This window comes from Stenotrophomonas sp. TWI1151 (assembly GCF_039673135.1).
Lineage (GTDB): Bacteria > Pseudomonadota > Gammaproteobacteria > Xanthomonadales > Xanthomonadaceae > Stenotrophomonas.
In genome coordinates, this window is record NZ_JBDJLA010000001.1 from 284,893 (window position 1) to 305,459 (window position 20,567).

19 protein-coding genes are annotated in these 20,567 nt (G+C 66.8%); 4 read left to right on the forward strand and 15 right to left on the reverse strand.

Annotation, left to right across the window (positions count from 1 at the left end; all coding sequences use genetic code 11):
* Positions 1–112 precede the first annotated feature (112 nt).
* The 13 genes from ABE422_RS01255 to ABE422_RS01315 form a co-directional block, all read right to left on the reverse strand.
* Positions 113–1,654 carry a flagellin gene (locus ABE422_RS01255; RefSeq protein ID WP_346482284.1) on the reverse strand — a complete coding sequence of 514 codons (1,542 nt, stop codon included), beginning with the start codon at positions 1,652–1,654 and terminating at the stop codon, positions 113–115.
* Positions 1,655–1,740: 86 nt separating this feature from the next.
* Positions 1,741–2,949 (reverse strand): flagellar hook-associated protein FlgL, encoded by a 1,209-nt coding sequence (flgL, locus tag ABE422_RS01260; protein WP_346482285.1) that lies wholly within the window; start codon positions 2,947–2,949, stop codon positions 1,741–1,743.
* Entirely contained in the window at positions 2,946–4,826 is a 1,881-nt protein-coding gene (gene flgK / locus ABE422_RS01265) for a flagellar hook-associated protein FlgK (RefSeq protein ID WP_346482286.1), read from the reverse strand. Before flgK ends, flgL begins: the two co-directional genes overlap by 4 nt.
* Positions 4,827–4,834: 8 nt before the next feature.
* The gene (gene flgJ / locus ABE422_RS01270; RefSeq protein WP_346482287.1) at positions 4,835–6,049 is read right to left on the reverse strand and encodes a flagellar assembly peptidoglycan hydrolase FlgJ; all 1,215 of its coding nucleotides are present in this window, start codon (positions 6,047–6,049) and stop codon (positions 4,835–4,837) included.
* A gap of 1 nt (position 6,050) precedes the next feature.
* On the reverse strand, positions 6,051–7,166 hold the full coding sequence (locus ABE422_RS01275) for a flagellar basal body P-ring protein FlgI (protein ID WP_346462694.1): 1,116 nt from the start codon (positions 7,164–7,166) through the stop codon (positions 6,051–6,053).
* 106 nt (positions 7,167–7,272) lie between these two features.
* Positions 7,273–7,965, reverse strand: coding sequence for a flagellar basal body L-ring protein FlgH (flgH, locus tag ABE422_RS01280; protein WP_346482288.1), 693 nt, complete (start codon positions 7,963–7,965; stop codon positions 7,273–7,275).
* Positions 7,966–7,987: 22 nt separating this feature from the next.
* Positions 7,988–8,773, reverse strand: a complete 786-nt coding sequence (gene flgG, locus ABE422_RS01285) for a flagellar basal-body rod protein FlgG (RefSeq protein ID WP_102788470.1) — start codon at positions 8,771–8,773, stop codon at positions 7,988–7,990.
* 105 nt (positions 8,774–8,878) lie between these two features.
* The gene (locus ABE422_RS01290) at positions 8,879–9,634 is read right to left on the reverse strand and encodes a flagellar basal body rod protein FlgF (RefSeq protein WP_121036760.1); all 756 of its coding nucleotides are present in this window, start codon (positions 9,632–9,634) and stop codon (positions 8,879–8,881) included.
* Positions 9,635–9,666: 32 nt separating this feature from the next.
* A complete protein-coding gene (gene flgE, locus ABE422_RS01295) occupies positions 9,667–10,890 on the reverse strand; it encodes a flagellar hook protein FlgE (RefSeq protein ID WP_313212291.1) in 1,224 nt (407 codons plus the stop codon).
* 31 nt (positions 10,891–10,921) lie between these two features.
* The gene (locus tag ABE422_RS01300; protein WP_313212292.1) at positions 10,922–11,608 is read right to left on the reverse strand and encodes a flagellar hook capping FlgD N-terminal domain-containing protein; all 687 of its coding nucleotides are present in this window, start codon (positions 11,606–11,608) and stop codon (positions 10,922–10,924) included.
* 26 nt (positions 11,609–11,634) lie between these two features.
* Complete coding sequence (gene flgC / locus ABE422_RS01305) at positions 11,635–12,042, reverse strand: flagellar basal body rod protein FlgC (protein WP_088435081.1); 408 nt, start codon at positions 12,040–12,042, stop codon at positions 11,635–11,637.
* Positions 12,043–12,045: 3 nt separating this feature from the next.
* Positions 12,046–12,441, reverse strand: coding sequence for a flagellar basal body rod protein FlgB (flgB, locus tag ABE422_RS01310; RefSeq protein ID WP_152150781.1), 396 nt, complete (start codon positions 12,439–12,441; stop codon positions 12,046–12,048).
* A gap of 230 nt (positions 12,442–12,671) precedes the next feature.
* On the reverse strand, positions 12,672–13,616 hold the full coding sequence (locus ABE422_RS01315) for a chemotaxis protein (RefSeq protein WP_070471614.1): 945 nt from the start codon (positions 13,614–13,616) through the stop codon (positions 12,672–12,674).
* Positions 13,617–13,721: 105 nt separating this feature from the next.
* On the opposite strand from ABE422_RS01315, the gene flgA reads away from it, so the two are divergent.
* The 4 genes from flgA (at position 13,722) to ABE422_RS01335 (ending at position 16,424) form a co-directional block, all read left to right on the forward strand.
* Positions 13,722–14,369, forward strand: a complete 648-nt coding sequence (flgA, locus tag ABE422_RS01320; protein WP_313218283.1) for a flagellar basal body P-ring formation chaperone FlgA — start codon at positions 13,722–13,724, stop codon at positions 14,367–14,369.
* A 109-nt stretch (positions 14,370–14,478) separates the two neighbouring features.
* Positions 14,479–14,781: a flagellar biosynthesis anti-sigma factor FlgM gene (gene flgM, locus ABE422_RS01325; protein ID WP_313212294.1), complete on the forward strand. Its 303-nt coding sequence runs from the start codon at positions 14,479–14,481 to the stop codon at positions 14,779–14,781.
* A 2-nt stretch (positions 14,782–14,783) separates the two neighbouring features.
* Positions 14,784–15,116, forward strand: a complete 333-nt coding sequence (locus ABE422_RS01330; RefSeq protein ID WP_026070037.1) for a hypothetical protein — start codon at positions 14,784–14,786, stop codon at positions 15,114–15,116.
* Between the two features lie 84 nt (positions 15,117–15,200).
* Positions 15,201–16,424 carry an ATP-binding protein gene (locus ABE422_RS01335; RefSeq protein WP_313212295.1) on the forward strand — a complete coding sequence of 408 codons (1,224 nt, stop codon included), beginning with the start codon at positions 15,201–15,203 and terminating at the stop codon, positions 16,422–16,424.
* Between the two features lie 198 nt (positions 16,425–16,622).
* Here the strand turns inward: ABE422_RS01335 and ABE422_RS01340 are convergent, their stop codons facing one another.
* Entirely contained in the window at positions 16,623–18,380 is a 1,758-nt protein-coding gene (locus tag ABE422_RS01340) for an EAL domain-containing protein (protein ID WP_346482289.1), read from the reverse strand.
* Positions 18,381–18,383: 3 nt separating this feature from the next.
* Positions 18,384–20,489: a PAS domain S-box protein gene (locus tag ABE422_RS01345; protein ID WP_346462275.1), complete on the reverse strand. Its 2,106-nt coding sequence runs from the start codon at positions 20,487–20,489 to the stop codon at positions 18,384–18,386.
* Positions 20,490–20,567: the final 78 nt, after the last annotated feature.

A 20,567-nucleotide genomic window follows, 5' to 3' on the forward strand; every position in this document is an offset into this window, starting at 1 on the left:
GCACTGCACGTCCTGCCTTTAGCGGTCTTTACTGTTTTTTTCCCGGCGGCCAACGAAAAAGCCCCGCCATCTGCATGGCGGGGCCCCTTCTGAGCTCACTACCGGCGGCGGCTTACGACTGCAGCAGTCGCAACACGTTCTGCGGCACCTGGTTGGCCTGGGCCAGCATGGCCGTGCCCGCCTGTTGCAGGATCTGGCCGCGGGTCAGCTCGGCGGTTTCCTGTGCGTAGTCCACGTCGCGGATACGGCTGCGCGCGGCGGAAAGGTTTTCCGAGGTGGTGTTCAGGTTGGCAATAGTCGAGGTGAATCGGTTCTGGATCGCGCCCAGGTCCGCGCGGGCCGAGTTGATGGAATTCAACGCCGCGTCCATCGCGAGGATGGCGTTGTCAGCGTTCTCCTGGTTGGAAATGTCCAGCTCGGCGAAGCCAACCTGAGCAGCGCCAGCGGCGTAGTTGGTGGTGGCACCGGCGGTCAGGCCGGTCTGCTGCGCCAACGCGGCCGCAGCCACGGCCTGATCCGTGCCGATGGCACCGACGGTGAAGTTCGCGTCCTTCGACGTCAGCTTCAGCGCCCCATCCACCAACGACGCGCTTACGCCGGTTTCGTGGGTCTTGGCATTGATGGCGTTGACCATCTGAGTCGAGCGCTCTGCTGCGGTCTTGGCACTGTCAAGGTCAATGGTCACTGCCTGACCCGGGATGCCGTCCACGGTGCCGGTGATGGTGAAGCTGGTCTTGCCAAAGGTCGCGGGTGTGGCTTCGATACCGTTGTCGACGGCGGCTGCAAACGTAGCGCCGTCGAAGCCGCCGCCGGTCTGGGTAATGGTGAAGTTGCCGCCATCTGCGCGGCTGAACTGGATATCCCCATCCGCGACGGTGCCCGTAACGGTAATGCCGGCGGCCTTGAGCTGCTCAGTCTTGGCGTCGATTGCCGTCTGCATTTCAGCCGCCGAGACAGCAGTGCCGGCTGCGCGGCCCAGGATCTCTACGCTGCCGACAGTGAGGTTGTACGCAACCGTTCCACCCGCACCGACCGGCTGGAAGGTGCCGGACGCTGCCGAGATGGATGCTTCCGCCTTGACGGCACCACCATCCGGCGTGATGCCCTGAGCAGACGCGTTCGTCGAGGCACTGGTCCAGCTGCCCAGCTTATGCACATTCGCATTGGCGATCTGCGAAATGCTGATCGTCTGGCCCTGATCGGCACCGATCTGGAAGGCCTGGTTGGTGAAGCTGCCGTCGAGCAGATTCGTGCCGTTGAACGTGGTCTGTTCGGCCACGCGCTGGATTTCCTGCTTCAGCAACTGCACTTCGGCATTCAGCGCCTGGCGATCGGAGGAGGAGTTGGTGGCGCTGCGGGCCTGCACGGCCAGCTCGCGGATGCGCTGCAGGTTGTTGCCGACTTCGCCCAGTGCACCTTCAGCGGTCTGCGCCAGCGAAATGCCGTCGTTGGCGTTGCGCGCGGCCTGGTTCAGGCCACGGATCTGGGTGGTGAAGCGCTCGGAGATCGCCAGGCCGGCCGCATCATCCTTGGCGCTGTTGATGCGCAGGCCGGACGACAGGCGCTGGATGGAGGTGGCCAGCGAGTTGCTGCTGGTGGTCAGGTTGCGCTGAGCATTCAGCGACATCGTGTTGGTGTTGATGATCTGTGCCATGTTGCGTCTCCGTGGGTGCTCGATTCGGGTCGGGTGGGTCTGGCGCGGGATGCGCCCTGCGTGGATTCAGATGAAGGGAAGGGGGATCAGCGGATCATGTTGAAGAGGGACATCGACTGCATCTGGCTGAAAATCGTCTGTGCGGCCTGGAGAGCAGCGCTCTCCAGCTTGTACTGGCCGATGGCATCGGCGTAGTCGAGGTCACGCATGGTCGACAGCGTGGATTTGACGGTGACAGCGGTGGATTCACGCGCACTGGCCGCGCTCTCGATGGCGGCCAGTTGGGCACCGCCTTTGGCACGCGCATCGATCATGTTTTCCGATGCGCGGGTGATGTCGCGGATGCTGGACTGCAGGGTGTTCTGCAGTGCTGTGCGATCGCTGTCGGTCGACGGATCAGCTTCCAGCGCGCTGACCAGCTTGTCCAAGGTGGAGAAGATGTCGCGTGTATCCGCATCGCCAACGTTGAACGCATCGCCTGCGGCGGGCTTGCCTTCGATACGAAGACGAACCCCGGCGACCACGATGTCTTCCCCGGCAGCATGCGTGCCAGTGCCGACTACGGCGCCGCCGGCGTCCAGAACTTCGTAAGCGCCGTCGCCGGCATCGGTGAAGTGCACGGTCAGCGAACCGCCTGCCCACGCGCCGGTGCCGTCGCGACTGACCGAGGTCAGCAGGCCGCTGCCGGTGTTGGCGGCGCTCGCACTGGCATCCACCGCGCCATCGCCGGTGCGGATGCGCATGAAGATGTCGCTGCCGGGCAAGGCGTCGGACACCAGTTGCCCGGGGGCGACCTCCACCTGTCGCTGGCTCTGGTCACCGGTGTAGCTGACACTGCCGCCGGTGAGCAGGAAGGGGGCGTCAGCATCGTTGTTTCCGCCGAAGAGGTAGCGGCCACTGCCGTCTTTGGAATTGGCCAGCGACAACAGACTCTGCTGGATGGTCTTCAGCTCGCTGACGATGGCCTTCAGGTCGCTGCTCTTGGGTACCGGGCTGTTGGCCTGGATGCTCAGCTCGACCGCGCGCGACATCAGGTCGTTGACCTGCGCCAGCGCGTTCTCCTGCATGCCGAGGCGGTTCTGGACGTTGTTGGCGTTCTTGCCCAACTGCTCCAGCCCGGCGACGACACGATCCAGGCCGACGGCAGCGCCGGCCGAGACCGGGTCGTCCTTGGCGGAGACGATCTTGCTCCCGGTGGCGATCTGGTTCTCCAGATGGTTCAGCTTGGCCTGCTTGGCCAGCATCAGCGAAACCGACTGGTTGAACATCATGCCGGTAGAGATGCGGTTGTTCATGAGCGTACGGCTCCAAGGATCGTCTGGAACATGGTGTCGGCGGTGGAGATCAGCTGCGATGCCGCCTGGTAGGCCTGTTGAAGGCGGAGCATGTCGGCCGCTTCCTCATCCAGGTTCACGCCGGAGATCGAATCGCGTGCGGCCTGGGCCTGGTCGGTGATCACCTGCTGGGCCTGCAGCGAGTACTCGGCCGAGCGGGCGGCGGCGCCGACCTGGGTGGTCAAGCCGCCCAGCGCGCCGTTGAGCGTCACCGTGCCTGCATTGAACGTTTTGGCGTCTTCGACCTTGGCCAACAGCAGCGCATTGCTGTTGTCCGAGGAACCGGCCGGGGTCGGCCCGATGTTGAAGGTGTCCCCCTGCTTGGGTGCGCCGTCCAGCACGAAGCTCCAGCCGTTGGCGGTGATGGTCTGCCCGGCGGTGTAGGTGTTGGGTGCCCCGCCATCGATGGTGTATTCGGTGGCACTGATGAACACGATCGCCGCCGGATTACGCAGCGCCGCGTTCTCCGCGTCGGTCACCTTGACCCCGGTGAGCTTGCCGGTGCCGGTGTTGGCCATCGCGGCGGCGCCCTTGATCGGCGCGGCGGCGGCGATGCGCGAGGTGTCGGTGATCGCCACTTCCATGCTGCCGGCCACGCCTGCGGTGGGCTGCAGCAGGAAGCGGTCGTCCTTGGCCGGCGTGCCGCTCATGACCAGGCTGACGCCATTGAGCACCAGCGGGTCGGTTGGGGTGCCGGTGCCGGTCATCGGGATCGCGGCGCCGGTGTCGGCACGGGTGGCCTGCCACTGGGTGCCATCGAACTTCATCACGATGTTCTGGCCATCCAGCTTGGACAGATCGCCGAAGCTGGCGCTCATGCTGGCCGTGCCGGTGTTGCTGCTGTTGGCGGTGATGCGTGGGTTGCCGATGGTGAAGAAATCGCCGCCCATGTTGCCGTACAGATCCGCGCCCTGGCGGTGGACGTCGTTGAAGCTGCTGGCCATGCCGATCGCCAGCTTGCCCAGCTCGGCCTGGGCCGGGGTCAGGACGGTATCGCGGAACTCCAGCAGGCCACCGATCTGGCCACCCAGTGTCTTGCCATTGATGGTGATCTTCTGGCCCTGGCTTTCCAGCGCCAGCTGCAGGCGCTCGGGCTGGTACGGATCGGTGACGGTGGTGACCTTGGAGGCGGTGGTGCCGACCACCAGGGCCTGGCCGCCGGCGGTGTAGACATTCATGATGCCGCCGTCCTGCATCACCGCGTTGCCGCCGGTGTAGCCGACCAGGTTGGCGATCAGCTGGTCCCGGCGATCGAGCAGGTCCGGGGCGGCCGTGGCCGCGTTGCTGCCGATGGAGCCATTGAGCTGGGCGATCTCCTGGGCCAACCGGTTGATCTCGGTGGCGCCGGCGATCAGGCCATTGTTGACCTCGCCATTGAGGTTGTTGAGCTGGGTATTGAGCTGCTGGAAGCGGTTGGCCAGGGTCTTGCCGCTGTCCAGCACGTTCTGCCGGTCGGCGCTGCCCGAGGCGTTGGACGAGAGTCCGCTGACCGAATCGAAGAAATTCGACCAGACCCCGGCGACGTTGGTGGAGGCGTCGGAGAACATGGCATCGACCCGGTCGGCCATTGTGGACAACTGCTTCAGGCGCGCCAGCTCACCGCTGCCATCGAGCAGGCGCGAGATGGCCAGCTGGTCCGCCACGCGGCGGACATCGGTGATGCGGGTGCCATTGCCGACGTCGCCATACCCGTAGTTCTGCGGGTTGGCGGTGGCGAAGTCCACCTTCTGCCGGCTGTAGCCGGGCGTTTTGATGTTGGCGACGTTGTGGCTGGTGGTCGCCAGGGCCCGCTGGAAAGCGAGCAGGGCGCTGGTGCCGGTGGAGAGTACGCTGGACATGGGTTACCTCAACGACGGATGACACCCAGCCCGGTCGGGCTGGCGGTGCTGGCAAAAGTGCGGCCCAGGCGCTCGCCGGCATCGCTCACCGCCGCGACGGCGCGCTCGATGGTCGGGCCGCCGGCGATCGCGGCGATCTTGGCCGCGTAGGTCGGGTCGGTGGCGTAGCCGGCGCGCTGCAGCCCCTGCGCAAAGCTGCGCACGTTGCTGCCGGCCTGGAGGGCGTTCTGGTAGCGCGGACTGGTCTTGAGCAGGCGCACGTAGTCGGCGAAGCTCTCGCCCACCGAGTTGTAGGCGCGGAAGCTCGCCGTCTCGTTGCGGCGCACACCGTTGACGTACTCGTGGGTGCCGCTGGTGGCGCGCTCACCCTGCCAGCCATTGGCCTTGATCCCGAACAGGTTGTGCGAGCTGTCACCGCCACTGCGGCGGACCAGCTTGCGGCCCCAGCCGGTTTCCAGCGCGGCCTGGGCGACCAGCGCCTTGGCATCCACGCCCAGTTCGCGCGCGGCCTGCTGCGCATGGCCCCAGATGCTGGCCACGAAGCCTTCCGGCGTGTGCGGGCCGAGCTCGGCGGCGGCTGTGTTGGCCGCCAGGGTATCGGCGGCGCTCGGGCCGGTGGCCGTAGTGCGGTTGACGCCGGTCCAGCGGTCATCGGCCATGGCCCAGTCGGCGCTGGCTGGATCGGTCACAGGGGTCGCCGCGTAGGGATCGCTGCGGCCGATCGCCTCGTGCATCTGGCTGCTTTCACGGCCGGCAATCAGGTCCAGCGCGCGTTCCATCGGCTGCAGCACCGCGGACGGTGCATCGCCGTTCAACTGCTGCAGCAGGTCGACCTCGCGTGGCGCGGACGGCGCGGTGCTGGCCGGCAACGGCATGCCGACGGCGGGTGCATTGAGTTGATAGGCACGCAGGGCCGCGGCCGGGTTGAGCGTGGTATCAACCGGCTTGGCCGTCTCGCCCTCGGCGCCGCCCAGCTGGCGCGCGATCATGCTCGACAGCCCCAGGCCGCGGCCGCGGGTCATCGCATCGGCGATCTTCTGGTCGTACATCTCGCGGAACATGGTGTTTTCGCCGGGGAACAGCGAATCGCCGAAGCTCGCCTCGCGCATGCTCTTGATCAGCATCTGCGCGAACTGGCCTTCCAGCTGGCGGGCAACCTTGTCGACCTTGGCCGGGCTGTTGGGCTGGGCGGGATTGAGTTCCAGGGCCGGTTGGATGCGCATGTCAGATCACCTCGAGTTCGGCACTGAGCGCGCCGGCCTGCTTGAGGGCTTCCAGGATGGCGATCAGATCGCCCGGGGCCGCGCCCACGGCATTCACCGCGTGCACGATTTCATCCAGGGTGGTGCCGCCGTTGAACTTGAACATGCGGCTGCCATCGTTGGTCGCGGTGATGGTCGACTGCGGCGTCACCACGGTCTGGCCGCCACTGAACGCCCCCGGCTGGCTGACGTTGGCGTTCTCGTTGATGGTCACGGTCAGCGAGCCATGGGAGATCGCCGCAGCGCCCACGCGCACCTGCGCGCCGATCACCACCGTACCGGTACGCGAATTGACCACCACCTTGGCCGGCGCACTGCCGGGGGTCAGTTCCAGGTTTTCGATACGCGCCAGCAGGCCGATGCGCGCGCCCGGATCGGACGGCGCGTTGACCGCCACGGTGACGCCATCGATCGCGCGGGCGGCGCCTTCACCGAAGGCGGTGTTCAGTGCCGCCACCATCCGCGAGACCGTGGTGAAGTCGTTCTTGTGCAGGTTCAGGGTGATGTCGCCACCGCCGCTGAACACATCCGGCAGCGCACGCTCGACGGTGGCGCCATTGGGAATGCGGCCGACGCTGGGCACGTTGACCGACACGCGCGAGCCATCCTTGCCCTGCGCACCGAAGCCGCCGACGATCAGGTTGCCCTGGGCGATGGCGTAGACCTGCCCATCGGCACCGCGCAGCGGCGCCATCAGCAGCGAGCCGCCGCGCAGCGAGACCGCGTTGCCCACCGAGGAAACGGTGATGTCGATCGGCTGGCCGGGCTTGGCGAACGGCGGCAGCTCGGCATGGATGGCCACGGCCGCCACGTTCTTCAACTGCGGGTTGACGTTGGCCGGTACGTTGACGCCCAGCTCGCCCAACAGGTTCTTCAGGCTCTGCACGGTGAAGGGCGCCTGGCTGGTGCGGTCGCCGCTGCCATCCAGGCCGACCACCAGGCCGTAGCCGACCAGCGCGTTGCCACGCACGCCGCCGACCTGGGCCAGGTCCTTGATGCGCTCGGCGGAGGCGGGCGCGACCAGCGCGAACACGGCCAGCAGCGCCAGCACGGCACGCGTCGCGCCGTGCGACACCATGCGTTGCGTCACCATGTAGAGCGACGCCGCGCGTCGCTGCTTCGCCACGTGGGGGTACGCCATGCGTCGCTGCCGGAACAGGGAAAGGGAGAAGGTCATGTCAGGCTCAGTACGGCGCCAGCGCCGAGTTGAAGAAGCGGCTCAGCCAGCCCATCGCGTTGGATTGGGCGATCGCGCCGCGGCCGCCGTAGACGATGCGGGCATCGGCAACGCGGCTGGAGGGAATGGTGTTGTCCGGGAAGATGTCCGCCGCGCGCACGATGCCCTGCACCTGCACCAGCTCATCGCCCCGGTTAAGGCGCAGGTTCTTGGCGCCCTGCACGACCAGGTTGCCGTTGGGCAGGCGCTGGATCACGGTGACCGTCACGCTGCCCTGCAGGCGGTTGCTCTGCGCGCTGGTGCCCTTGCCGGTGAAATCGCGCGAACCGGCGGCGCTGGCACTGAGGATGTCCTTGCCGCCGAGCGTGACCGGGGCGCCGAAGATGGTCGGCGTGCCGATGCTCAGCTCCGACTCTTTCGAGGTGGAGGTGTTGGCGGTGGTCTGCGCGGTGGTGTTCTCGGTCAGCGTGATCGTAAGCAGGTCGCCCACATCGCGGGCGCGCCGGTCCGAGTACAGCTGCAGGCCGGGGCCGGCGGCGTAGATCGCACCGGCCGTGGCCTGGGCCGAGGGCGGCATGATCGGTTCCACCGGCGCCATGGCCGGGTAGGGGCGGACATCGCCGGCGATCACGCAGCCACTCAGGGTGGCGACGATGACGGCGGCGGCGAGCAGGCGGAGGGCAGGGGCAAGACGCGACATGGCAGGTTCCCGGGTCGACCGATCAGACGTTCTGGTTGAGGTAGCCGAGCATGGCGTCGGTGGTGGAGATCGCCTTGGCGTTCATTTCGTAGGCGCGCTGGGTTTCGATCATCGAGACCAGTTCTTCCACCACGTTGACGTTGCTGCCTTCCAGTGCACCCTGCACCACGGTGCCCAGGCCGTTCAGGCCGGGGTTGCCGTTCTGCGCCGGGCCGGAGGCGGTGGTTTCCAGGAACAGGTTTTCACCGCGCGCCTGCAGGCCCGCTGGATTGACGAAGTCGGTCAGGGTCAGCGCGCCGATTTCCACCGAGGCGGCGTCGTCGGCCATCTTCACGCTGATGGTGCCGTCGGTGCCGATGGTGAGCGACTGCGCGCCTTCGGGAATCTGGATGCCCGGCTGCACCGGGTAGCCGCTGTTGGTGACCAGCTCGCCATCCTGGTTGCGCTGGAATGAGCCATCGCGGGTATAGGCCGAAGAACCATCCGGCATCTGCACTTCAAAGAAGCCGCGGCCGTTGACCATCACATCCAGCGCGCGGCCGGTCTGCTGCTGGCTGCCCTGCTCGAAGTTCTTTGAGGTGGCGACCACGCGCACACCGGTGCCCAGCTGCAGGCCCGACGGCAACTGCGTCTGCGCCGAGGAAGCGCCGCCGGGCTGACGGACCTGCTGGTACAGCAGATCTTCAAAGCTGGCACGGTCCTGCTTGAAACCGGTGGTGTTGGTGTTGGCGAGGTTGTTGGAAACCACCGACATGCGCGTCTGCTGCGCATCCAGTCCGGTCTTGGCGATCCACAATGCCTGGTTCATGGCGTCATTCCTGTGTTGTAGCGGGTGGCCGCGTGGTGCGGCCCTTGCGAAGGGCAATGCATGGCGCGTGCCAGAACGGCGCCGGGATTACGTCACGGCGCGCGGTCAGCCGCCCAGGCGCAGCAGGCTGTTGGCGCTGCGCGCGTTGTCATCGCCGTGCTTGATGACTTTCACCTGCATTTCGTACTGGCGCTGCAGCTGGATCATCTGCACCAGTGCACCGGCGGCATCCACATTGCTGCCTTCCAGCTGGCCGCTTTCCAGCGACTTGCCCTGGGCCTGCACGAACGGCTGCTGTGGGTCGGTGTTGCGCATCAGTCCATCCAGGCCGCGTTCCAGCCGTGCGTCGTCGGCCTGCACCACGCGGATGCGACCCACGTTGGCCATCGTCTGCGGGCCTTCGCCCAACGGAATGATCGAGATCGTGCCGTCGTTGCCGATGTCCATCGCCTGGTGCGGCGGGATCGCGATCGGATTGCTGTTCTCATCCAGCACCGGATGGCCGCCGGCGGTCACCAGCTGGCCATTGGGCGTGATCGACAGCGCCGCGCCCCGGGTATACGCCTCACCCGCATTGGCGCCGGGTGCCTGCACGGCCAGCCAGTTGCCGGCCTGCAGGGACAGATCCAGCGGGTTGCCGGTGATCTGCTGGGCGCCCATGCGCCGGTTGAAGCCGGCATCCACGTGCAGGGCATCCACGCGCGAGGCATAGCCGGTCCCCTTGATCGGGAAGGCCTCGGTGTTGGCGAGCGCCTCCTTGAAGCCGGGGGTATCGGTGTTGGCCAGATTGTGCGACAGCGTGCCCTGCGCCTGCAGGGAAGCGCGTGCACCGGTCATCGCGACGTAGAGTGCCTTGTCCATCGGTGTAGTCCCGTGTTGCGGTCAGTGGCTCATCAACGCAGGTTGATGATGGTCTGGGTGATCTGGTCCTGCGTGGAGACCATCTGCGAGTTGGCCTGGAAGTTGCGCTGGGCGGTGATCATGTTGACCAGCTGCTCGGTCAGGTCGACCGTGGAGGCTTCCAGCGAACCGGCCTGGATCTTGCCCAGGTTGGAGCTGTCCGGTGCACCGGTACGCGGCGTGCCCGAAGCGAAGCTCTCCGTCCACAGGTTGTTGCCCTTGGCTTCCAGGCCCTGTGCGTTGTTGAAGGTGGTCAGGGCCACCTGGCCCAGCGCCTTGTCGTCGCCATTGGAGTAGCGCGCGTAGACGATGCCCTCTTCGGAGACGGTGATCTCGTTGAGCTTGCCCGCCGCGTAGCCGTCCTGCTGGGTGTTGCGCAGCGCGAACTTCTCGCCGTACTGGGTCGAACCGCTCAGGTTCAGCGACATCGACAGCACGCCGGCGCCGGTGGTCGGGGTGAACGGATCCATGACGATCTGGCCGTTGGCCGGGCTGGTCAACGCACCGCTGTCGGAGAACTGCAGCGTGGTCGGGGTACCGGCAGCCTTGCCGTCCACATAGTTGTAGACCTGCCACTCGTTCGGGTTGTCGGTCTTCACGAAGTAGGAGGTCTGGGTGTGGCTCACGCCCAGCGAGTCGTACACGGTGATGCCGCCGGTGGAGTGGTTGTAGCTGTTGGAGTCGGTCGGGTCGAAGGTGTCGACCGTCGGCTGCTTGGCGTTGGCCGGCAGGGTGAAGCTCACATCGACCTTGCCGGTCTGCCGCGGCGGGCTGTCGGTGGTCATCAGCTGCAGGTCGGTCAGGCGGCCGGCATCGAAGTTGGTGCCGTCCGCGTTCGGGGCGAACACCTGCAGGCGCGCGCCCTGCGGGTTGGTCACGTAGCCGGCCTGGTCGGTCTGGAAGTTGCCGGCGCGCGAGTACACGCGCTCACCGTTCATGGTCAGGGTAAAGAAACCTTCGCCGGAAATGGCCATGTCCAGGCTGCGCCCGGTCTGTTCGTTGTTGCCCTGCGAGAACTGCTGGGCGACGTTGGTCACCCGCACGCCGGAACCGACCGCGTTCTTGGACAGGCCATAGCTGGTGGCCGAGAACAGATCGGCGAACTCCGCGCGCGACTGCTTGAAGCCGGTGGTGTTGACGTTGGCGATGTTGTTCGCGGTGACGTTCAGATCGGCATTGGCTGCGTTGATGCCGGACAACGAGACGTTGAAGCCCATGGGATGCTCCTGTGGATGCGGGTAAGGCGGCTCAGCTGATGCGGAGCACGTAGTCGATCGGGGCCGTGCCCAGACCCTTGAGGTTGAGGTACAGGCCGTCCGTGCCGACCGTGACGCTCTCCACCGGGGCCTGCACGTAGGTGTTGAGCTTGGTCTTGGTGCCGGCGGTATCGGTATGCGAGGCGGCGATGGTGTAGGTGCCTTCGGCCATGCGGTTGCCGTTGGCGTCCTTGCCGTCCCAGTCGAAGGTGACTTCGCCGGAGGCCTTGGCTTCCACGCTGATCTGGTTGACCTTGACGCCGTTGGCATCGGTGATGTCCACCGTCACGAAGCCGGCGCCGGGCGCGGCGACCATGCCGGTGACGTCACCGTCCTTCTCCAGCGCGAGCTTCTCCGACGGCACCAGCACTTCGTGGCCGACCAGGGCCGCGCCGCGCAGGATCTGGTCGCTGGACATCGAATCCTGGAAGCCCTTGACCGTGTTATTGAGGTCGGTGATGCCCTGGACCTGCGACAGCTGCGCCATCTGCGCGACCATCTGGGTGTTGTCCATCGGCTTGAGCGGGTCCTGGTGCCGCAGCTGCTCGGTCATCAGGCGCATGAAATCGGCCTGGTCCAGGGTGCTCTTTTTCTTGCTGGTATCGCTGTTGGGCGCGTTCAGGCCCAGCGCGGTGTAGATATCGCTGCTGTTCTGGCCAACGCCGTTGGTGCTGCTCATGGGAGGGGATTCCTGCGGTAAGAGGGTCAGCGACCCATGGTCAGCGTGGCCAGCGCCAGTTCCTTGGCGGTGGTCAGCATTTCCACGCCGGCCTGGTAATTGCGCGAGGTGGAGATCAGGTTGACCATCTGCGCGACCGGATCCACATCGGGCTGGTAGATGTAGCCATCGGCATCGGCGAGCGGGTGGCCCGGCTCGTAACGCTGGATCGGCGCGGCGTTGCTCTGGCTGATTTCCTTGACCTGCACCGTGGTGATGTTCGGGTCGGTGCGGCTGGTGACCGACTGGAAGATCGGCTCCAGCGGCTTGTAGACCGCATCGGCCGACCCGGCGACGGTATCGGCGTTGGAGAGGTTGGAAGCGATGGTGCTCATGCGCACGGACTGCGCCTGCAGCGCAGAGCCGGCGATATCGAAAATGGGCAGATTGCTCATGGCTTATTGCCCCGTGATCGCGGTGAGCATCGAGCGCACCTTGGATTCGACGAAGCTCAGCGAGGCGCGGTACTCCAGCGCGGCGCGGCCGTAGGCGGCGCGTTCGGCATCCGGGTCGACGGTGTTGCCGTCGATGCTCGGCTGCACGCCTTCCTTGGCGATCTGGAACGGGTTCAACCCGCCGCCGATCTCATAGTGCTTTTCACTGGTGGTCTTCAGCAGACCGTTGCCATCCAGGCCCTGGGCATTGCGCAGGGCGGCATCGAAGTCCAGGTCCTGGGCCTTGTACCCGGGGGTGTCGGCATTGCTCAGGTTGCTGGCGATCAGCTTCATCCGCTGCTCGCGCAACGGCATGGCCTGGGCGTGGACACCCAGATAGTTCGAAATCAGATTGGGCATGACGCACTCCCACGGGACGATGCCTGGGGCAGTGCAAGCGGCGTGCCAGAGGGGCGCCAGAAGAGAGGGGCCGGTGCCCGGCGGCATCATTCACGCCGGGAGATTCACCACGCCAGGGAGGCCAAGGCCCCGCGTGGAGTCAGGAAACAGCCCCCGGCGTAGATCCACGCCATGCGTGGATGCCGTCAACCAACCCCAGGGAGGGCGCCGACACCAGGGCCGGCCGCCCTTTACGCCGCCATCGCCACCTTGCGCAGGCGGTCCAGCAGGAAGTCCGCCAGCTCATGCGGGGAGTACTTGGCCACGAACGCGTTCGCACCGACCCGCTCGACCATCGCGTTGTTGAACACGCCCGACAAGGACGTGTGCAGCAGCACGTACAGGCCGGCCAGGCCCGGGTGACGCCGGATTTCCGTCGTCAGGGTGTAACCATCCATCGCCGGCATCTCGATATCGGAGATCACCATGGCGTAGCGCTCGGCCGGGTTCTCGCCCGAGGCGTGGATCTGCAGCAGGTGGTCCAACGCCTGCTTGCCGTCCGACAGCAGGGTCGCCCCGACCCCCAGCTGATCCAGCACGCTGCGGATCTGCTGGCGGGCCACGCGCGAATCGTCCACCACCAGCACCTGCATCGGCGGGGCATCGGGGGGCAGGGCCATGGACGGGTCCAGCACCGCTTCGCCCCGGATCTCGGCGATGTCGGCCAGCACGCTTTCCACGTCGATCACCTGGATAAGCTCGCCCTGGAAGCGGGTCACCGCCGTCAGGTAGCTCGATTCGGCGCCCAGCTCCGGTGGCGGATGGATGTCTTCCACCGCGATGTTGACGATGCGTTCCACACCACTGACCAGAAAGCCCTGGATGGAGCGGTTGAACTCGGTCACCACCAGATAGCCCGGCGCCTTGTCGGCATCGGGCTCACGCTCGGGATGGCCGATCGCCAGGCCCAGGTCCAGCACCGGCACCGAGCGGCCACGCACATCGGCCACACCGGCGAACTGGCTGGGCAGCCCGGGCACCTGGAACAGATCCGGGCGCCGCAGGACTTCCTGCACCTTGAACACGTTCACGCCAAAAAGCTGACGTCCCCCCAGCCGGAACAGCAGCAGGGCCAGACGATTGTGGCCGGCCAGGCGCGTACGCTGGTCGATGCGGTTGAGCAGGTCATGGGACATGGGCTTGGTATCGGCGGCGGTGGCGATGACTTGAGCGCGGCGTGCGCCAGGCTTCGGCACGGCGCTTGCATCGTGCTGCCCATGTTCCTTGCCCCTGGAGTGCCCATGCGTTCTCTTGTCCTTGCCGCGCTGGTGCTGGTGGCGCCCGCCTGGGCCGCCGGCGGCTGGCAACCCGTGGACAGCATCCGCCAGGCGGCGCTGGGCACCCTCCCGGCCGGCAGCGAAGGTGACACCACGCTGGATTCGGCACTGCGCCTGCCGGCCTGCGGCCAGCCGCTGGCGGCCCAGCCAACCGGCAGCAGCACCGTGGAGGTCAGCTGCCCCGATGCGGGCGGCTGGCGCCTGTTCGTACCCGTAAAAGTGCGTCGCAACCAGACGGTGCTCATCCTCAACCGTGGCGTGGCCGCTGGAGAAACCCTGGCGGCCGCCGATATCACCACTGGCCAGCGTGATGCGGCCCGGATCGCCGGCGCCGCGTTGGCCGATCCGGCCGCGGCGGTCGGTCGCGTGGCACGCAGGACCCTCAGTGCGGGCAGCCTGCTGTCGGCCAATGACCTGGTCGCGCAGCGGCTGGTGCGGCGGGGCGACAGCGTCGCGCTGGTGTCGCGGCGGGGCGGGGTGGAGGTCCGGGTGGCCGGACGCGCCATGGCCGATGCCGGCGAAAACGAGCGGGTCTCGGTCGAGAACCTGTCGTCCCGCAAGATCGTGCAGGGCACCGTCGCGGCCAGCGGTGACGTTTTAGTGACGCGCTGAACACGATTGTGAATACGCGCCACTTTTCCGGCAAAACCTGCAATATTCCCCTAAAGATGGCGTCCGCCCGGCCGTTATCCCTTGTGAACCGCATTCCCAGGACAACTCCATGAGCCAGAAAATCGACGGCAACCTCCCGGCCACCGCCCATCTGCGCAGCGTCGCTCCGGGTAACAAGCCGAGCGTCAGCACCGATGCCCCGGCCCGGCCGGTGGAAGCCGCTGACAGCCTGCGCCTGACCGGCGAAGCCACCAGCCTGCAGACCCTGCAGCGTGAATTGTCCACGGCGCCGGCGATCGATGCCGGGCGTGTGCAGGCGGTGCGCGATGCGCTGCAGAACGGCAGCTACAAGATCAATCCTGACGCGATCGCTTCGCGCATGCTTGAGCTGGACCAGCAGCTGCAGGGATGAAGCTGGCGATGAGCGAGCCGCTGCAACGCCTCAGCGATGCCCTGGACGTCGAACGCCAGGCATTGGTCGAGCATGACGTGCACGCGCTGATCCGTGCGACCGGCGCCAAACTGGAAGCGCTTCGGGCGCTCGAGGCCGCGCTGCCGGTCGGCCAGGCCGAACGCGTGCAGGAACTGGCCGAGCGCAACCACGCCAACGGTGTGCTGCTGTCGCGCCGCCGCCGCGAGGTCAACTGGGCCCTGCGCCAGCTCGGCCGCAGTGAAGAATCCTCGGCGTATGACGCCAAGGGCCAGTCGCACATCCTGCATACCCGGCGGCCCCTCGCGGTCGCCTGATCTCCCCGTCTGGCGGCCCCCGGCTGCCGATGTGAACGTCACCGCGTATATTGAGCGCCTGTTTCCAGCCGCCTCGATGTGACCGTGACCGTAACTTCCGCCCTTGTCACCGCCCCGTTGCCCCCGCATCCGGTCCTGCTTGCCCTGTTTGAACGGATCAAGGAGGGCGTGCTGCTGTTCCGCGAGGATGGCAGCGTGGCGCTGGCCAATGCCGCCGTCAGCGAGATCCTCGGCCAGGCCGAGCGCGATGCCGCCCTCACCCCGGCGCAATGGCTGCGCCAGCTGCTGCCACCGGATGCGCTGGAACAGGCGCGCCTCAACGGCCACTGGAACGGGAGCCTGCCGGTCGACGAGCGCATGGTCATCGCCCACGTCTACCATCATGACGATGGCGGCCAGCGGCACTATCTGGCCCTGTTCCGCCGCATCGAAGGCCAGGAGGATTACGAGCGCGAGCTGCAGCAGCGCCATGCCGAACTGCGCCAGGCCTACCTGCGCCTCAACGGCACCCAGGAAAAGCTGCTGCAGTCGGAGAAGATGGCCTCGATCGGCCAGCTCGCCGCCGGTGTGGCGCACGAGATCAACAACCCGATCGGTTATGTGCACTCCAACCTCGGCAGCCTGCAGGAATACCTGCGCAGCCTGTTCACCGTGATCGAAGCCTACGAGCGGGCCCTGCGTGCGCCGGACCCGAAGGCGCTGATCCCGGAAATCGATGACATCCGCCAACGCTTCGACATCGATTTCATCAGCCGCGATCTTCCGCAGCTGATGGCCGAATCACGCGAGGGCATCGAGCGGGTGACCCGGATCGTGCGCGATCTGAAGGACTTCTCGTATTCCGGCCGGGATGAGTCGTGGAAGCTGGTGGACCTGCATGCGGGCCTGGAATCCACGATCAACATCATCTGGAACGAGCTCAAGTACAAGGTGACCCTGCACCGCGAGTTCGGCCAGCTGCCGCTGGTGGAGTGCCTGCCGTCGGAGTTGAACCAGGTGTACATGAACCTGCTGCTCAACGCCGGCCACGCCATTGCCGACCGCGGCACGATCCATGTGCGCACCGGGGTGGAGGGCGACACGGTCTGGGTGGAATTCGAAGACACCGGCGGCGGCATCTCGCCGGACCTGCGCCAGCGCATCTTCGATCCGTTTTTCACCACCAAGCCGGTCGGCAGCGGCACCGGGTTGGGGCTGTCGATCTCCTACAGCATCATCAACAAGCACCATGGCCGCATCGATCTGGAGAGCACGCCGGGCGTGGGCTCCAAGTTCCGGCTGGTGCTGCCGATCAAACAGCCGCGCTGATCCGACAACGGTTGCGCCAGCCGCTGGCCCGCATTGCGCGGGCTTTCAGGCATCGCGTTCGGTTGGGCAAGAGCAGCCGACCAACGGTCGGCTCTACCAGGATCTCCGGCGCGTGCAACGTAGAGCCGACCGTTGGTCGGCTGCCGCCTCACTCCGCGTCAATCCGTCTAAATCCGCCTCACTCCGACTCACTCCGACTCACTCCGCGTCAACCGCCGGCAGCGCTGGCGCCGGTGCCGTGTTCGCCCGGCGCTGCTCCTCGTGGGTGCGGAATGCCTGGTGGATGTGCTTGCGCAGCTCATCATCGTTCCACGGCTTGGTCAGGAACCGGTAGATGGCGCCACGGTTGATCGCGTCGGTCACGGTATTGAGGTCGGTGTAACCGGACAGCACCAGGCGGATCGTATCCGGGTAGAGCATCTTCACCCGGCCCAGGAACTCGGTGCCGCTCATGTCGCTCATGCGCTGATCGGACAGGATCACCTGCACGTCGTTGATGGCCAGCAGATCAAAGGCATCGCGCACGTTGCCGGCAGCGAGAATGCGGTAACCGTCGCGACGGAACAGGCGCACCAGCGAGCGCAGCACGTTCTCTTCGTCATCCAGCAGCAACAGCGTGCGGTCCGGACGGGTTTCTGCGAAGGCCTCCGGACGCAGGTAACGGCGGCGCAGGGTCATGCCGGCGGCATCGGCCGACATCGGCTCGCCGAACAGATAGCCCTGGAACACATCGCAGTCGTTGCGGCGCAGGAAGCCGAGCTGGGCCTGGGATTCCACGCCGTTGGCGATCACGGTCATGCCCAGCTGGTGGCCCATGGCGATGATCGCGCGGGCAATCGCGGCTTCGCGGTTGCCGGCCGGCGCGCTCTTGATGAAGCTGCGGTCGATCTTGAGCTTGTCCACCGGATACCGGACCAGCGCGCTGAGGCTGGAATCACCGGTGCCGAAGTTGTCCAGGCTCAGGCTGATGCCTTCGTTGCGCAGGTTGACCAGGGTTTCGTGCACGAAGTTGACGTTGTTGGTCAGCGCGCTTTCGTTGATCTCCAGCGTCAGCATCTGCGCCGGGACGCCAGCGGCCTGCATCAGCGACATGACCTCGGCGAAGAAGTTCGGGCGCAGCAACTGCAGGGTGGATACGTTCACTGCGATGGTGAAGTCATCGAAGCCCTGGTCGCGCCACAGCTTGGCCTGTTTGAGCGCGCCTTCCAGCACCCAGGTGCCGATCTGCACGATGATGCCCAGGCGCTCGGCGGTGCGCATGAAGCGCTCCGGCACCAGCATGCCCAGCGTGGGCGATTGCCAGCGCAGCAGTGCTTCCATGCCGACCACGTGGCCGTCGCGGGCGCTGACCAGCGGCTGGTAACGCAGTTTGAGCTCGCCATTGGGGATGGCGTCGACAATCTGGCGCGCGATGATGCTCTCGCTATGTGCGCTGGACGGCGTATCCACCGCGTGGATGCGCACCGCATTGCCGCCTTCGCGGGCGGCCTGGTGCAGCGCATCTTCGGCGTGGTCGAGCAGGCGCGACACGCCGGTGCCGTGCTCCGGGCACAGGCTCACGCCCAGCTTGCCGGTCATGAACAGCGTGTAGGGCAGCACCGACAGCGGCAGCTCCAGCTGCTGGCGGATTTCCTCGGCCAGGTCCTCGGGCAGCGGCATGTCCGCAGTGCGCGGCACGGCCAGCAGGAATTCATCGCTGCCGTGGCGCCACAGCTTGCCGCGCCCGCGCAGGTGGTGCTGCAGGCGTTGTGCGACCAGCACCAGGGCCTGATCGCCCACCTCCGCACTCATGTTCTCGTTGACCGAAGCGAAGTGGTCGATATCCACGTGCATCAGCATCAGCGGCGTGCCGCCGGAGGCAGCCTCGGTCACCATGGTCTGCAGCTCGGGGTTGCCCGCGCCCAGGCGGGGCGGTGCATCCTCGATGCTGACCAGGGGCAGGGAAGGGTTCCACATGGGTCAGTGTTCCAGAGCGTCGTGAGCCGTCGCGCCGGCGGCGCGGTACGGCAGGTAAAGGTCGATCAGGGTACCGGCGCCGTGCGCCGATTCGATGCGTAATGTGCCACCCACGCTCTGCGCGCGCTCGCGCATCACGATCAGGCCCAGCCCGCGCGGGCCGTCCGGGTCGAAGCCCTCGCCATCATCGCGGACCTGCAGGTGCAGGCCGTGGTCGTCCACATCGCGCAGGTGCAGGTTGACCTGGCTGGCGCGGGCGTGGCGCAGCACGTTGGTGAGGCTTTCCTGTGCGATGCGGAAGCACGCCTGTTCGATGTCGCCGGCCGGGCGTCGGGGCAGGGACTGGATGTCCGGCAGCAGTTCGATCGCCGCCGAGCGGAACAGCACGCCGGCCTGCCAGCGCAGCGCCGCTTCCAGCCCCAGCGCATCCAGCTGCGGTGGGCGCAGCAGGGTGGAGATGTCGCGCAGCTTGCCGACGGTCGCATCGGCCAGCTGGATGATCTGGGCGAGGTCTTCATCGCGGCGGGCGGCGTCCTGCTCGTCCTGGGCGGCGTAGGCAGACAGTTTCATCGCGGTGATCGCCTGGCCGATGTCGTCGTGCAGATCGCGCGAGATCGCCCGGCGCTCGTCCTCCTGCAGCGAGAACAGTCGCCCGGCCATCGCCTGCAACTCACGGTTGCTGGTTTCCAGCGCCTCGCGGATGCGCTCGGGCTCGCTGAGGTCGCGCACGATCAGCAGCTTGCAGTTGCGCCCGCCGTAGCGCACATCGCCGACCGCCAGGCCGGCCTGGAAGGCCTGGCCGTTGAAGCGGCGCATGCCGATCACTTCGCCAGCCCCGGCGCTCTGCAGGGGCAACTGGGCGAACAACTGCGCCCGCACGCGGGGCAGGTCGTCGTCGGTGACGAGGGCGGCCAGCGGTTCGCCGAGCAGGGTGTGGTGGCCGTAGCCGAATTGGGTGGCCGCGCAGGCATTGGCGTACAGCACGTGCTCCTCGGACAGGATCACCACGCCATCAGGCAGTACCCGCACCAGCTCGCGGAATTGTTCTTCGCGCTCACGCAGCAGGCGCCGCGACTGCTCGCGCTCGGTGACATCCTGCAAGGTGCCCAGCACGCGCGGGCGGCCGGCGTCGTCCTGGCCGCTCTCGGCGCGCAGGTGCACCATCAGGGCGCGCCCGTCCATCGCCAGCAACGGCAGTAGTACATCGATCTGCACGGGCTCGCCGGAGCTCATCTCCTGCAACAGTTGTTCGCTGAGCGCCGCCGTGGCCGGATCGGCCGGCACCAGCAGCTCATCGAACCGGTGCCAGCGCCGGGCGTCGGGCGCGCGCCGCCCGAGCAGGCGATACACCTGATTGGCGTACCGGCCCAGGCCAGTGGCCGGATCGATCTCCCATGCGCCGATGCGCGCCATCTCGTGCGCTTCTTCCACCCGGGCCAGCGCCTGGTCGCGGCGCAACAACGCCTGGTCTTCGCGGGTGCGGTCGATCGCGATCAACAGACGCGCGCGACGGCCGCCGTAATCGATGAAATTGCTGCGCATCTCCATCCGCCGGGTGCTGCCGTCACTCAGGCGCAGGTCGGCGGTGATCACGCACAGTTGCTCGGGATTGGCGCGGATGTGGTCCAGCTTGGCCTCGAGCATGGCCTCGTGCCCGGGCGGCCACAGCGCGGTGATCGGCATCGCGGTGAAGGCCTCGCGGCTGAAGCCGAAGAAGCTGGCCGCGGCCGGGTTGACGTCCAGGATCGCCAGCGACGCCAGGTCGTAGACCAGGATCGGCCCGGGATTGCCTTCGAACATCTGCCGGTGGCGCGTTTCCGAACTCTCCAGCCGCGCGTGGGTGTGCAGCACGTGCTGGGCCAGCGGGCGCAGCAGCAGATAGATCAGTGCCGCGCTGGCGACCACGAAGAATGTGCCCTTGATGGTCTGCCACTGTGCGGCCGTCTGCAGATCCCCGGCCACCAGCTTGACCGCCGCGTCGCTGCTCAGGATCCACACCAGGGCCAGCACCAGGTAGGCCACGACCACACGCCAGCGGTCGCGGCGCAGATCGCGTGCCAGCGGGGTCTCGGCAGCGGGTTCGGAAGGGCCTGGCAGGCGGGTCGACATGGGGCAGGGCGGGGCCAATCGGACAAGGCGAGTGTCATCTTACCTGCCCCGGGCGAGGATGCAGGGCACCAGGGAACT

Bases quoted from the DNA above. Each gene is read 5' to 3' on its own strand.
- ABE422_RS01255 (WP_346482284.1), bottom strand. From the start codon at position 1,654: ATGGCACAGATCATCAACACCAACACGATGTCGCTGAATGCTCAGCGC.
- flgL (WP_346482285.1), bottom strand. From the start codon at position 2,949: ATGAACAACCGCATCTCTACCGGCATGATGTTCAACCAGTCGGTTTCG.
- flgK (WP_346482286.1), bottom strand. From the start codon at position 4,826: ATGTCCAGCGTACTCTCCACCGGCACCAGCGCCCTGCTCGCTTTCCAG.
- flgJ (WP_346482287.1), bottom strand. From the start codon at position 6,049: ATGCGCATCCAACCGGCCCTGGAACTCAATCCCGCCCAGCCCAACAGC.
- ABE422_RS01275 (WP_346462694.1), bottom strand. From the start codon at position 7,166: ATGGTGTCGCACGGCGCGACGCGTGCCGTGCTGGCGCTGCTGGCCGTG.
- flgH (WP_346482288.1), bottom strand. From the start codon at position 7,965: ATGTCGCGTCTTGCCCCTGCCCTCCGCCTGCTCGCCGCCGCCGTCATC.
- flgG (WP_102788470.1), bottom strand. From the start codon at position 8,773: ATGAACCAGGCATTGTGGATCGCCAAGACCGGACTGGATGCGCAGCAG.
- ABE422_RS01290 (WP_121036760.1), bottom strand. From the start codon at position 9,634: ATGGACAAGGCACTCTACGTCGCGATGACCGGTGCACGCGCTTCCCTG.
- flgE (WP_313212291.1), bottom strand. From the start codon at position 10,890: ATGGGCTTCAACGTCTCGTTGTCCGGCATCAACGCAGCCAATGCCGAT.
- ABE422_RS01300 (WP_313212292.1), bottom strand. From the start codon at position 11,608: ATGAGCAGCACCAACGGCGTTGGCCAGAACAGCAGCGATATCTACACC.
- flgC (WP_088435081.1), bottom strand. From the start codon at position 12,042: ATGAGCAATCTGCCCATTTTCGATATCGCCGGCTCTGCGCTGCAGGCG.
- flgB (WP_152150781.1), bottom strand. From the start codon at position 12,441: ATGCCCAATCTGATTTCGAACTATCTGGGTGTCCACGCCCAGGCCATG.
- ABE422_RS01315 (WP_070471614.1), bottom strand. From the start codon at position 13,616: ATGTCCCATGACCTGCTCAACCGCATCGACCAGCGTACGCGCCTGGCC.
- flgA (WP_313218283.1), top strand. From the start codon at position 13,722: ATGCGTTCTCTTGTCCTTGCCGCGCTGGTGCTGGTGGCGCCCGCCTGG.
- flgM (WP_313212294.1), top strand. From the start codon at position 14,479: ATGAGCCAGAAAATCGACGGCAACCTCCCGGCCACCGCCCATCTGCGC.
- ABE422_RS01340 (WP_346482289.1), bottom strand. From the start codon at position 18,380: ATGTGGAACCCTTCCCTGCCCCTGGTCAGCATCGAGGATGCACCGCCC.
- ABE422_RS01345 (WP_346462275.1), bottom strand. From the start codon at position 20,489: ATGTCGACCCGCCTGCCAGGCCCTTCCGAACCCGCTGCCGAGACCCCG.